The 13424-nt window shown below is 62.8% G+C and carries 7 protein-coding genes; 5 read left to right on the top strand and 2 right to left on the bottom strand.

The window, feature by feature from the left end; genetic code table 11:
- The first annotated feature begins 119 nt into the window (after positions 1–119).
- The 5 genes from GA829_RS28605 to GA829_RS28585 all read left to right on the top strand — a co-directional run bounded on the left by GA829_RS28605 (position 120) and on the right by GA829_RS28585 (position 8735).
- The gene (locus GA829_RS28605; RefSeq protein WP_195175910.1) at positions 120–1760 is read left to right on the top strand and encodes an acyl-CoA synthetase; all 1641 of its coding nucleotides are present in this window, start codon (positions 120–122) and stop codon (positions 1758–1760) included.
- A 177-nt stretch (positions 1761–1937) separates the two neighbouring features.
- Positions 1938–2546 (top strand): TetR/AcrR family transcriptional regulator, encoded by a 609-nt coding sequence (locus GA829_RS28600; protein WP_195175909.1) that lies wholly within the window; start codon positions 1938–1940, stop codon positions 2544–2546.
- 56 nt (positions 2547–2602) lie between these two features.
- Positions 2603–3751: an efflux RND transporter periplasmic adaptor subunit gene (locus tag GA829_RS28595; RefSeq protein WP_195175908.1), complete on the top strand. Its 1149-nt coding sequence runs from the start codon at positions 2603–2605 to the stop codon at positions 3749–3751.
- A 229-nt stretch (positions 3752–3980) separates the two neighbouring features.
- Entirely contained in the window at positions 3981–7127 is a 3147-nt protein-coding gene (locus tag GA829_RS28590) for an efflux RND transporter permease subunit (protein ID WP_195175907.1), read from the top strand.
- A gap of 114 nt (positions 7128–7241) precedes the next feature.
- Positions 7242–8735 carry an aldehyde dehydrogenase family protein gene (locus GA829_RS28585; protein WP_195175906.1) on the top strand — a complete coding sequence of 498 codons (1494 nt, stop codon included), beginning with the start codon at positions 7242–7244 and terminating at the stop codon, positions 8733–8735.
- Positions 8736–8837: 102 nt separating this feature from the next.
- Here GA829_RS28585 and GA829_RS28580 read toward each other — a convergent pair whose 3' ends face one another.
- Together GA829_RS28580 and GA829_RS28575 are read right to left on the bottom strand one after the other, a co-directional pair.
- On the bottom strand, positions 8838–10547 hold the full coding sequence (locus GA829_RS28580) for an APC family permease (protein WP_195175905.1): 1710 nt from the start codon (positions 10545–10547) through the stop codon (positions 8838–8840).
- 253 nt (positions 10548–10800) lie between these two features.
- A complete protein-coding gene (locus GA829_RS28575; RefSeq protein WP_195175904.1) occupies positions 10801–13170 on the bottom strand; it encodes a DUF1989 domain-containing protein in 2370 nt (789 codons plus the stop codon).
- Positions 13171–13424: the final 254 nt, after the last annotated feature.

Raw genomic sequence — 13424 nt, 5'->3', positions numbered from 1 at the left:
AGTCAAACTAACTGAAGGCAACCAATCTCGCGGTTCACGGGCGCGTTGGCCGTTCAAGGGGGATGACGCCGCCGCGAGCCTGTGGTTAGAACGTCTCGACAGGGATTGGGGAGAACGCGATGAGCAATGCCTATGAGCAGGATCTCGGCAAGAACGCCGCCAACCATCAGCCGCTGACGCCGCTCACATATCTCGAGCGCGCGGCAAAGACCTATCCTGACCATATCGCCATCATCCATGGCCGCCAGCGCATCAGCTACCGCGATTTCTGGCGGCGCTCGCTGAAACTGGCCTCGGCCCTGCACAAGCAAGGCATCGGCAAGGGCGATACCGTCACCGCCATGCTGTCCAACACGCCGCCGATGCTGGAGGCGCATTTCGGCGTGCCGATGACCAAGGCCGTGCTGCATTCGCTCAACACCCGCCTCGACGCGGCGGTCATTGCCTTCCAGCTCGACCATGCCGAAACCAAGGTGCTCATCGTCGATCGGGAATTCTCCAGCGTCGTCAGCCAGGCGCTGGCGCTGGCCAAGGTGAAGCCGCTCGTCATCGACTATGACGATCCGGACTATGCCGCCGACGCGCCCTATCCCAAGGGCGAGCGCATCGGCACGTCGGACTATGAAGCGTTTGTCGCTGAAGGCGACGAAGACTTCGCCTGGGCAATGCCCGACGACGAGTGGGACGCGATTTCGCTCAACTACACATCCGGCACGACAGGCAATCCGAAGGGCGTTGTCTACCACCATCGTGGCGCGGCGCTGATGGCTTACACCAACACCATCCACGCGGGGATGGCCAAGCACGCGGTCTATCTCTGGACGCTGCCGATGTTCCACTGCAATGGCTGGTGCTTTCCTTGGACGCTGGCTGTGCAGGCCGGCACCCATGTCTGCCTGCGCTGGGTGCGGCCGAAGCCGATCTATGACGCCATCGCTGATCTTGGCGTCACCCATCTCTGCGGCGCGCCGGTCGTGATGTCTGTGCTGATCAACGCCAAGGACGAAGACAAGCGGGAGTTCCCGCAGACCGTCACTTTCAACACTGCCGCGGCCCCGCCGCCGGAAGCCGTATTGTCGGGCATGGCCGATGCCGGCTTTGCCGTCACCCATCTCTACGGCCTGACCGAAACTTACGGCCCGGCGGTGGTCAACGAATGGCACAATGATTGGGACAGGCTGGAGAAGGGACCGAGATCGGCGAAGAAGGCCAGGCAAGGTGTCCGCTATGCCGCGCTCGAAGGCCTGACGGTGATGGACCCCGAGACCATGCAGGCGACGCCTGCCGACGGCGAAACCATTGGCGAGGTCATGTTCCGCGGCAACATCGTCATGAAGGGCTATCTCAAGAACCGGAAGGCCAGCGATGAGGCCTTCGCCGGCGGCTGGTTCCACTCGGGCGATCTCGGCGTCATGCACCCCGACGGCTACATCCAGCTCAAGGACCGCTCCAAGGACATCATCATGTCGGGCGGCGAGAACATCTCTTCGATCGAAGTCGAGGATGCGCTCTACAAACACTCCGCCGTTGCGTCTTGCGGTGTTGTCGCCAGACCTGACGACAAATGGGGAGAGGTGCCGGTCGCCTATGTCGAACTGAAGCCCGGCAAGGCGGCGACCGAAGCCGAGATCATCGAGCATTGCCGCGCGCTGCTTGCCCGCTTCAAGGTGCCAAAGGCCGTGATCTTCGCCGAGATTCCGAAAACCTCGACGGGAAAGATCCAGAAATTCCGGCTGCGGGAAATGGCCAAAGCCGCTTGAAGGCGCCCGTCCGTCTCCCCACCTGTCCATAGAGCCGGCGGATCGATCGGTCGCGTCCTGCAGTGTCACCATCTGTCACCAAGCGTACGCGTACATCGAATTCGCGTTGACATACCTCATCTTTCGATTTACGACTGACGAAAATAGAAATTCGTCATTCGTAAATCGAAAGAGATCATGTCTGAAGCCGCCAACATCGTGGCAGACCCCGCCAAGCAGGAGAATGTGACGCGCATTCTCGACTGCGCCGAGCGCCTGTTCCGGCACTACGGCTATGGCAAGACCAATGTTGCCGACATCGCCCGCGAACTCGGCATGTCTCCAGCCAACATCTATCGTTTCTTCGCCTCCAAGGTTGAAATCCACCAGGCTGTCTGTGGCCGGATGCTCGGCGCCAGCTACAAGATGGCCTACGAGATTTCCCGCCTGCCGATCAGCGCCGAGGAGCGGCTGCGGAAATATGTGCATGCGCAGTACAAGATGACGATGGAGGTTATGCTCGACGAGCAGAAGGTCCACGAAATGGTCATCGTCGCCCTCGAGCGCGACTGGAGCGTCATCGACAAGCATGTCGACAGCATCCATGACCTGTTCGCGGATGTGATCCGTGACGGCATCGCTGCGGGTGAGTTTGTTGACCAGGATCCGGTCACCGCGTCGCGCTGTTTCGGCGCTGCCACCGTGATCCTGTGCCATCCGCAGATGGTGGCGCAGTGCCTTGCCAAGACCAATCGGGCGATGCCCGACGACCTTATCGACTATGCGATCAAGGCCCTGAAGAAATAGCTGCCGCCCGCAGGGCGCCAGTATCGACAGTTCGTCTCCATTTCGGGAGTGCCAAGGTGTCTTTGTCCAGTTCAATCATTCGCAGGCTGCCGGTTGCCGGCCTGATCGTTGGCGTCGCCGTGCTCGCCGGCTGCTCGCAGGAGAAAGCCGAGGTCAAGGACATCATCCGTCCGGTCAAGGTCGTCGAGATCGCGCAGTCGCATGATACCCGCACGCTCTCCTATTCTGGCTCGGTGCGGGCCCGCACCGAGAGCAGCCTCGGCTTCCGCATCAGCGGCAAGATCACCGAAAGGCTTGTCGACATTGGCCAGCATGTGGCGCCGGGCGATGTACTCGCCCGTGTCGATCCCGCCGACTACGATCTCTCCGTCAAGAGCGCCCAGGCGAGCCTCGACGCCGCCGAACGCCAGGTCGAGACCGTTGAGCTTTCGCGTCGCCGCGCCGAACAGCTGTTCGCCAAGAATTTCGCGCCGAAGTCGCAGCTCGAACAGGCGACGCTGACCTACGATCAGGCTGTTGCCAGCCGCGACGCCGCCCGCTCGACCCTCGCTCAGGCCAGGAACCAGGTTCTCTATACCGATCTCAAGGCCGACCGGAACGGCATCGTCACCGCTGTCAGCGCTGATGTCGGTCAGGTCGTCGGCTCCGGCACGCCGGTTGTTACCGTTGCCGTCGACGGCGAAAAGGAAGTGCTGATCGCCGTCCCCGAAATGGAGATTGCTGAATTCAAGCCGGGCAAGGACGTCAAGGCTGGCTTCTGGTCGGATGCCGGATTGGCGCTCGACGGCAAGGTCCGCGAAGTCGCCGGTAGCGCCGATCCGCAGTCGCGCACCTTTGCGGTTCGCGTCAGCCTGCCAAACGACCCGCGCGTGCTTCTCGGCATGACCGCCAACATTGAAGCCTCGGCCGCCAATGAGCGGCAGCTGGTGTCGATCCCGCTGAGCGCGCTGGCGCAGAAAGACAGCCAGTCGATCGTCTGGACGGTAGACCGTGGCGCCGACACCGTACATGCCCGATCGGTCAAGGTCGCCGCGTTCGCCGCGGATGGCGTTCGTGTCGCCGAAGGGCTGAAGCCCGGCGACGTTGTCGTCGCAGCGGGCACGCAGTTCATGACAGAGAATCTGAAAGTGAAGCTCGCCGGCGACACGGTGCAGCAATCCGCCTCCGCGGCGGATGAGGGCAGCGACGCCAAACAGGTGCGCTGACAACAGACAACGGCTGCGCGTTCCCGCAGCCGCTGGTTTCCGGGCGGCAGGCGCCCGATCAGAGACGCTCGATTGATGTGACCCCCTACATCGATTTTCGCGTCCCACCGCGATGAGGGTTTCTCTGCTTGGAGAGCCTTGCCGCCCGGAAGCCACTACCGGACCTGAAGCATGATCCGCGCCTGGACTGGCTCCGGCGCGCCGACGATCAACAAATGGACCAGCATCGATGACCAATTCCACGGACGAGAAGCGGCCCTTCAATCTTTCGCGCTGGGCCATCGGCCACCCGAGCATCGCCCGGTTCCTGTTTGGCCTGATCATCATTTCAGGCGCACTCGGCCTGATGCGCATGGGCCAGAAGGAAGACCCCGATTTCACCTTCCGGGTCATGGTTGTCCAGGCGATCTGGCCGGGCTCCTCGATCAAGGAGATGGAAGATCAGGTCGTCAACAAGATCGAGCGCAAGCTGCAGGAAACGCCACATCTCGACTTTGTGCGCTCCTTCACCCGCGCTGGCAGCGCCATCATCACCGTCCAGATCAAGGGCGACACCAACGCCGCCGAGGTCGCGGACGCTTTCTACCAGGTGCGCAAGAAGGTCGGTGATATATCCGGCGATCTGCCCAAAGGCCTGCTTGGCCCCTATTTCAACGACGAGTTCGGCGACACGTTCATCACCTTGCACTCGATCAGCGGCGATGGCTTCAGCTATCCCGAGCTGAAGAAATTCGCCACCCAGGCGCGTGACATGCTGCTGACGACGCCCGGCGTCGAAAAGGCCGTGATCATCGGCGATCAACCGGAAAAGCTCTATATCGACGTCTCGTCCAAGGCGCTGGCCGAACGCGGCCTGACGCTTCCCGATCTGCAGAATGCGATCAAGGGCCAGAACAATGTCGATCCGGCGGGCTCCGTCGATACCGGCACCAACTCGGTGCGCATCTCGGTCGAAGGCGATGTCAGCAAGGTCGAGGATATCAGGAACCTGCGCCTGCGCGCCGGAGGCCAGGTCACCCGGCTCGGCGATATCGCCACGGTGACGTCGGGCCTGGAAGATCCCTTCCAGCGCAAATACCGCTTCAACGGTCATGACAGCGTGCAACTCGGCGTCGTCATGGCCAAGGGCTTCAAGGTGACCGATGTCGGCAAGGACGTCGAGGCAACCTACAAGCGCTTCGAGGAGGCGCTGCCCTATGGTGTTTCGGTCGACCAGATTTCCGACCAGCCGGGCGTTGTCACGGATGCGGTCTCCGAATTCATGCATGCGCTCGGCGAGGCCTTGCTGATCGTGCTTGTCGTTTCGTTCCTGTCGATCGGCTGGCGTTCGGGCCTGGTCATCGCCATCGCCATTCCGCTGGTCCTGGCCGCCACCTTCGCCATCATGTACGAGCTCGGCATCGACCTCCAGCGCATCTCGCTCGGCGCGCTGATTATCGCCCTCGGCCTGCTCGTCGACGATGCGATGATCGTCGTCGAAATGATGGAGCGCAAGCTGGAGGAGGGTCTGGTCAAGATCGAGGCGGCGAGCTTCGCCTATTCCTCGACCGCCTTCCCGATGCTGACCGGAACGCTCATCACCACGGCCGGCTTCATCCCGGTCGGCTTCGCCGCTTCGACCGCCGGTGAATATGTGCGCACCCTGTTCTATGTCGTCGGCATCGCGCTCATCGTGTCCTGGTTCGTGGCGGTCTATTTCACGCCATGGCTGGGCAACATGATCCTCAAGCAGCGCAACCATGCCGGCAGCCATCACGATGTTTTCGACACCGGTTTCTACCGTCGCCTCCGCGCCACGGTCAGCTGGGCCGTGCGCCATCGCATCATCGTCCTGGCGATGACGCTGGGCACCTTCGCCACCAGCCTGTGGGCGTTCCAGTTCATCCCGCAGAATTTCTTCCCGCAATCGTCGCGGCCGGAAATCCTGGTCGACCTCTGGTTGCCGGAAGGCACCAGCATCAAGGAAGTCGAGGCCCAGGCCAAGGCGCTTGAAGCCAAGATGATGGACGACAAGGACAAGCGCTTCATCGCCACCTACATCGGCGAAGGCGCGCCGCGCTTCTTCCTGCCGCTCGACCAGCAACTGCGCAATCCGAATTTCGCCCAGTTGCTTGTCATGGCCAATGACGAGCCGGCCCGCGAGCGATTAATCATCAAGCTCCGCGCGGTTCTGGCCGAGGATTTCCCGTCGATCCGCGGCAAGGTCGACCGCCTCTTCCTGGGGCCGCCGACCGGCTGGCCAGTGCAGATGCGCGTCATGGGTCCGGATCGCCAGGAGGTGCGCCGCATCGCCGACCAGGTGAAGGCGGAATTCCGCGAAGACCCGCTGCTTGGCGCGGTGCATGACGACTGGCTGGAGCCGGTGCCGGCGATGAAGCTGGTCATCGACCAGGATCGTGCCCGTGCGCTCGGTGTCACCTCGCAGCGCATCCGTCAGATGCTGCAAGCGACCATGTCCGGCGCGCCGCTCGACGACTTCCGCGATGGCGAGGAAACGGTTTCCATCGTTGCCCGCGAGCCGGATGCAAACCGCAAGCTGCTGTCCTCGGTCGACTCCGTCTATATCCCGACGGATTTCGGCGGCTTCGTGCCGTTGTCACAGATCGCCAAGGTCGTGCCGGTGCTGGAGCAAGGCATCGAATGGCGGCGCGACCGTCTGCCGACCATCAGCGTGCGGGCAACGCTGCCCGACGGCGTGCAGTCGAACGATGTCGTCACCAAGATGTACAAGGATATGCAGGGCCTGCGTGACGGCCTGGCGCCCGGCTACAAGATCGAGATCCAGGGCGGCGCCGAGGATTCGGCCGAAAGCCAGGCTTCGATCGCCGCCAAGGCGCCGATCATGCTGGCCATCATCGTCGTGCTTTTGATGATCCAGCTGCAGAATTTCGGCAAGGCGATGCTGGTTCTGGCGACCGGGCCGCTGGGCATCATCGGTGCGGCGGCGGCCCTTTTGATCAGCGGCGCCCCGTTCGGCTTTGTCGCCATCCTCGGCGTCATCGCGCTGCTCGGCATCATCATGCGCAACTCGATCATCCTGGTCGATCAGATCGATCAGGATATCGCGGCCGGCATGGATCGCTACGAAGCCATCATCGGCTCGGCTGTGCGCCGTTTCCGGCCGATCACGCTGACGGCGCTGACGGCGGTGCTCGCGCTGATCCCGATCTCGCGCGCCGTTTTCTGGGGCCCGCTCGCCTACGCCATGATGGGCGGCATTCTCGTCGCCACTGTGCTGACCATCCTGGTGTTGCCGGCGGGCTATGCCTTGTTCTTCGGCCGCGAGCCGAAGAAACGCGGCGCGGCGGAGCAAACGTCCGAGTTGGAGCAGCCCGACAGCAACAAGCGGCCTCAACTGGCTCTGGCAGCCGAGTGATCCTTGCTGGCGCATGGAACGCGCTGGTCAAAAAATGTTAGAACGCCGCGTGTCTCAGACGCGCGGCGTTTTTGCCGCCTCCAAACACGGCTCACCTGCCAAAGGAGGACAATCATGACCTTGGCTCAACCCGGTATCGCGCTTCGCCTGCCGATTGATGGGCGTCATCGCCGGATGTTCATCGACGGCGCCTGGGTTGATGCACGTTCTGGCCGGACCATGGAGACGCGCAATCCGGCGACCGGCGCGGTCCTCGCCACCGTGCCGTGCGGCGACAAGCAGGACATCGACTTGGCGGTCGCTGCAGCGCGGAAAGCCTTCGATGGCCCCTGGAGCCGCTTCAAGCCTTATGAGCGGCAAGTGCTGCTGTTGCAGATCGCCGATCTTTTCGAGAAGCACTGGGAAGAGATCAGCCGTTCGGACACCACCGACATGGGCATGCCGATCATGCGCACCCGCGCCAATCGCAACCGTGTCATCGGCATGCTGCGCTACTACGCCGGCATGGCGACCGCACTGCATGGCGAGACGATCGAGAACTCGCTGCCGGGCGAGGTCGTCTCCTTCACCCGCAAGGAGCCGGTCGGCGTCGTCGGCGCCATCATCCCCTGGAATGCCCCGACAGCGGCCTCGATCTGGAAGATCGGCCCGGCGCTGGCCACCGGCTGCACCATTGTGCTGAAGCCGTCGGAAGAGGCGCCACTGACGCCGCTTCTGATCGCCGACATCATGAACGAGGCGGGCGTGCCGGCAGGCGTCGTCAACATCGTTACCGGCACTGGCTCCGAGGCAGGGGCAGCGCTCGCCGAGCATCTTGATGTCGACAAGATCGTCTTCACCGGCTCCACGGCGACCGGCCAGTCGATCATCCGGGCCTCCGCCGGCAACCTCAAACGTGTGTCGCTGGAACTCGGCGGCAAGTCGCCGGTCATCGTCTGTGCCGACGCCGATCTCGACAAGGCGGTGCCGGTGGCGGCGATGTCTGTCTTCGCCAATTCCGGTCAGATCTGCATTGCCGGTTCGCGCCTGTTCGTCGAGCGCTCCATCCATGACGAATTCGTCGAGCGGCTCGCCGTCTATGCAAGCGGCCTCAGGATCGGCGACGGCATCGATCCGGCAACGGAGATCGGCCCGCTCATTTCGGAGAAGCAACTGCAGCGCGTTGCGTCCTACCTCGAAGCCGGCACGTCCGAAGGCGCGACGCTGGTCACCGGTGGCGCGCGCCTTACCGAGGGTGCGTTGGCCGCCGGCAATTTCGTCGCGCCGACCGTCTTTTCCGGCGTCTCGGATAATATGAAGATTGCCCGTGAGGAAATCTTCGGGCCGGTTATCTCGGCACTGCCGTTCGACACGCTGGACGAGGCGGTCGAGCGCGCCAACAACACGCCCTATGGTCTCGCCGCCGGGGTCTTCACCCGCGATGTGACCAAGGCGCACCAACTGTCGCGAAAGATCCGCGCCGGCTCGGTCTGGGTCAACACTTATCATGCCATCGATCCGGCGGTGCCTTTTGGCGGCTACAAGATGAGCGGCTATGGCCGCGAGGGCGGCGCCGAGCATCTCGACGAGTATCTCAACACCAAGGGCGTGTTCATCAAGATCGATTGATGGATCGCCCGGCAAAAGAAAATCCATCCCGACACGGTCGGGATGGATCAGAACTGCTTGGGAGGGAAGCTGGACAGGCGCTTCAACCCGTCCGGCTTTCAATCAGATAACGAACAGCCAGTTGGCGAGCAGCATTACAGCCACGCCGGCGACCAGCGTCAGATAGGGCAGCATGCCCGCTTTCCTGGTCTTCAGATCGGCCGAAGTCATGCCGAGGTCGGCCAGCATGTGCTCAGGGAACTTGCCGCCGTCCTGGATGTAGTGGCGGTAGCAGAACACCGGGATGATCAGCGCGGCGGTGATCAATCCGGCCCACAGCGCCATCGGGTTCCACACCTTGGCTCCGGCGCCCATGAAGATGGCATTGACATAGGCGAAGATGGCGCCAACGCCGAGCAGCCAGCTCGGCGCCTTCCAGGGCCGCGCGATGTGGCCATTGTCGATTCGATGGATCCAGCCGGCATTGAGGTTGAGGAAGTTGAAGATGATGTAGCCGCAGTTCGAGACGGCGAGGATGAAGAAGAAGCTCGTCGCATCGGCCGAGGCGATGGCCAGCACGATCAGGTTGAAGCAAAGGTCGGTCCACATGGCGCGGGTCGGGGCGCCATGCTCGTTGACGTGGCTGAGATAGCGCGGCAGCCAGCCGTCGACGGAGCCCTGGTAGAGCGTGCGCGACGACCCGGCCATCGCCGTCATGATGCACAGCACCAATGCCAGGATCATCAGCATGATCAAAAGGCTATGGATGAGCGCGCCGCCGCCGACCATGCCGGCCAGCGCGTCGGCGACACCGGAGCCGTCGACGATCGGCGTCGCCAGCATGCCGTTGAGGCCAAGCACGCCCTGAAAGGTGAAGGGCACCAGGATGAACAGCAGCATGCAGAGCAGGCCGGAATAGAAGATGGCCTTGAATGTGTCCGTGCCCGGGTTCTTGAACTCGGATGTGTAGCAGACGGCGGTTTCGAAGCCGTAGGTCGACCACGCCGCGATGAACATGCCGCCGAGCACCAGCGTCCAGCCGGCGATGTTCCAGGCACCGGGCTCAGGCGCGTAAGCCGCCGCCAGCGGGACCAGCGGCGAAAAATTCGCCCAATTGATCTGGCCGGTGACGATCGGCACGACACCGACGATCAGCATCGGAATGATGACCAGCAGGCCGATATATTTCTGCACATTGGCGGTGCCCAGAATGCCGCGATGCTGGATCGAGAAGATGATCAGCATCAGCACGGCGCCGATGAAGAAAGTGGCGTTGAGCGTGAAGGACACCGGGCCCAGCGTGTGGCTGAACAGCGTCCAGTTGCGGATTGCCGGCGTGGCAGCGGCCGTCACGGCGGTGATCGCGTCGGCGGCGCTGGTGCCGGCATGAGCCGCGATATAGGCGACGACATCGGGTGAGGCGTCGGTGAACAGTGGCACCGGCGCCAGCGCGTTGAGAATATAGGCAGCGGCGATAGAGCAGCCGAGCGACAGCACCGGCGACCAGGCGAACCAGTTGCACCAGACCGACAGCGGCGCGATGAATTTGGAATAGCGCAGCCACGCGGTGGCGCCGTAGATCGAGGCGCCGCCCGACTTGTTCGGGAACAGGCCGGCGATCTCGGCATAGGTGAAGGATTGCAGGAAGCCCATGATCATGGAGGCGATCCAGATCCCGAAGGCCAGGGTTCCGGTCGTGCCGGCAATGCCGCCGATCGAAAACAGGACGAGAGCCGGAACGCCGCTCGCCACCCAGAAGGCGCCGCGCCAGTCGATATTGCGATGCAGTTTGCTTTCCGCAGGCTGCTCGAGGGCCGTGGTTATCGTACTCATATGTGTTTGTTCCCCATTTTGATGTTCCCCGTTCGGCGATGCCTCGACTGCGCGCGGTTCATCACTGGACGTTCATTGAGCGACTTCGGGTGTTTCCACTCAGTCGTATTTTTTTCTTAACAGTGAAGATTGATCCGGCGCGCTTTCACGTCAAGCGTTTTGTGAAGGCGTGCACATCACGCTTGCGCGCGCACCGGTTCGCGTGCCCAGCGACGACATCGCTGGTCTGGACGGCAGGGGTCAAACGTGGCTGTCAGGAGCGTGGCTTGGTCTTTTGCGGATCGTAGTGGGCAAAGGCGACAACCCGCGCCGGCAGCCGTTTCTGCTGGCCGTCAAGCTTGCCGATCTCGACTTCGGTGCCGATGGCCGAATGCGTGACATCGAGCCTCGCCAGCGCGATGTTCTTGTTCAGCACCGGCGATCGCATGCTTGAGGTGACCACCCCGATCTGGGCGCGGCCGACATGGACGCAATCGCCATGGCCGACAGCGACATTGGCGTCGATGTCGAGGCCAACCAGCTTCTTCTGCGGATTGTCCTTGCGACGGATCAGCGCCTCGCGGCCGATGAAGTCGTCGGTCTTGCTCTTCAGCGGCACGGTGAAGCCGATGCCGGCTTCGAACGGGTCGGTCTGGTCGGAGAACTCGTAGCCGGCGAAGATCAGCCCGGCCTCGATGCGCACCATGTCGAGCGCCTGCAGCCCCATCGGCTTCAACCCATGCGGCTGCCCGGCTTCCCAGATCGCATCGAACACCTTCTCGGCGTCGCGCGGATGGCACCAGACTTCGTAGCCAAGTTCGCCGGTATAGCCGGTGCGCGAAACGACAACCGGAATGCCGTTGCCGCCGCCGATCCGGGCAACCGCGAAACGGAACCACTCGAGCTCCGAAATCGACGGCTGTGTCGGCGAGGTCCAGACCACGTCCTTCAGGATGTCGCGGCTCTTCGGCCCTTGCACCGCGACGTTGTGCATCTGGTCGGTGGAAGAGCGTACCAGGACATTGAGCCCCAGTTTCTGCGCCGTATGGCGCAGCCATTCGCCAGAGAAGTCATCGCCGCCGACCCAGCGGAAATTGTCCTTGCCGAGCCGCAGAAGCGTGCCATCGTCGATCATGCCGCCATGCTCGTAGCACATGGCGGAATAGACGACCTGGCCGACGCCGAGCTTCGTGACGTCGCGGGTCAGCGTATATTGCAGCAGCGCTTCCGAATCCGGGCCGGTGACTTCGAACTTGCGCAGCGGCGACAGGTCCATGATCACCGCGTCCTGCCTGCAGGCCCAATATTCGTCGATCGCACCTTCCTTGGCGAAGGCATTGGCGAGCCAATAACCCTTGTACTCGACGAAGTTGCGGGTGTGCTTGGCAAAGCTCGAATGAAAGGCTGTCTCGCGGGTCATTTTCGGTTCCGAATCGGGCGTCATGCGTCTGGCGATTGCTCGCGAGAATTTGTGCTGGCCGGAATAGGTGCGCACATGGATGTCGGTCAGGTTCCAGCCATTGGCTGGTGTCGTGTCGTCGGGGCAGGCTGAGGAAACGCAGACAATGTCGGTCAGCGCCCTGAGCAACACGTAGTCGCCCGGCCTCGACCATGGCTCGTCGGACACCATCACGCCATGCGCGTCGATCGCCGTGTTGAAGAAGAAGTTGATCGCCATCCAGCCGGCGCGGGCGTTCACACCCTTGCCAGCCAGCGCGCCGTTGAAATTCTCCGAGCAGTTGGTGTGCCCGGGGTAGCCGATGTCGTCGTAGTACTTGGCGGCGCAAGCGAGCGCGAAAGCGTCGTGCCGGCCGCAGGTATCCTGGATAACCTCGACCAGCGGCTCCATGTCCTGGTCATAATATTTCGAATGCAAGCCGGGCATCGGGTAGCTCGATCCCATCAGCGTGCGGGTCGTCGTCACATCGAGCGGGTGATCGAGGCCCTTGTCCAGCTTGCGTGCGGAAAAGCACTGGAAGTCGGTGCACTGGCGCCCGTCGACATCGATGATCTGCAGGTAGTCGCCCGCCTTGACGAAATAGGATTCCGCCGTCGCCGAACGGACGCGCAGGTCGAGGACCGGATCGGCGAGCGGATCACCAAGCTGTGACTTCGCTGCCGAGCGAATTCGGGCACGGCGGACGATGATGCTGAGCGGCGTCGCCGTGTCGTGGCCATCAACCAGCATCGGCCCGCCGGGTGCGGCAATGAGCAGCGCGCCATCGCGTTGGACGGCAAAAGCCTGCTCGGTGCCAGCGGGTGTCGCGCCGCCGAACACGCGCACGGCTTTTGGCTGATCGAGCTGTACCTGCCTGCGCTCAAGCCCTCGGCGCAGCGTGGCAAGGCTGTCATCACCCTCAATCAGAAGCGCCTTGATGCCGGCGGCGTTGCTGTTTGAGGTCTCGCCGAGAATGCCGGGATCGGTCGCGCCGCTGTGGTCCCATGCCAGGAGTTCGCAAGCCTGCCCGCCCTCGACGTTGCGCACGGTAAAGCTGTCGCCGGCCTCGACGTCGATGAGCACCGCGCCATTGCCTTGCACGGTATAGCGTTCCATGCCTGCCGGCAGCGCGATCTGGCCGGGCCGCAGGATGATGCTTGGCCGGGGCGGTCCGGCTGTCACAGCGGGGTAGGGCGACTGGCTCATTTCAGCCTTGCGGTTAGAGCAACAAGTTTGCCTGTGTGTAAAATTATTTTAGCAGCAAGAATAGCAGTGCGATCGGGTTTGGCAAGGTAAGGGTGGTGCTTCTTCCTTCTCCCCCTGTGGGAGAAGGTGGATCGGCGCGCAGCGCCGAGACGGTTGAGGGGTGTTGGACTGAGTGCCGGCATCGCCAAGCTGGAGCACCCCTCATCCGACCTCGCTTCGCGAGGCCACCTTCTCCCACAAGGGGAGAAGGGAAG

It is taken from the genome of Mesorhizobium sp. INR15, assembly GCF_015500075.1.
GTDB lineage: Bacteria > Pseudomonadota > Alphaproteobacteria > Rhizobiales > Rhizobiaceae > Mesorhizobium.
This window is presented reverse-complemented; position numbering and strand designations above follow the sequence as displayed.

Coding starts and splice junctions, on each gene's coding strand:
- GA829_RS28575 (WP_195175904.1), bottom strand. CDS start 13,170: ATGAGCCAGTCGCCCTACCCCGCTGTGACAGCCGGACCGCCCCGGCCA.
- GA829_RS28580 (WP_195175905.1), bottom strand. CDS start 10,547: ATGAGTACGATAACCACGGCCCTCGAGCAGCCTGCGGAAAGCAAACTG.
- GA829_RS28600 (WP_195175909.1), top strand. CDS start 1,938: ATGTCTGAAGCCGCCAACATCGTGGCAGACCCCGCCAAGCAGGAGAAT.
- GA829_RS28605 (WP_195175910.1), top strand. CDS start 120: ATGAGCAATGCCTATGAGCAGGATCTCGGCAAGAACGCCGCCAACCAT.
- GA829_RS28585 (WP_195175906.1), top strand. CDS start 7,242: ATGACCTTGGCTCAACCCGGTATCGCGCTTCGCCTGCCGATTGATGGG.
- GA829_RS28590 (WP_195175907.1), top strand. CDS start 3,981: ATGACCAATTCCACGGACGAGAAGCGGCCCTTCAATCTTTCGCGCTGG.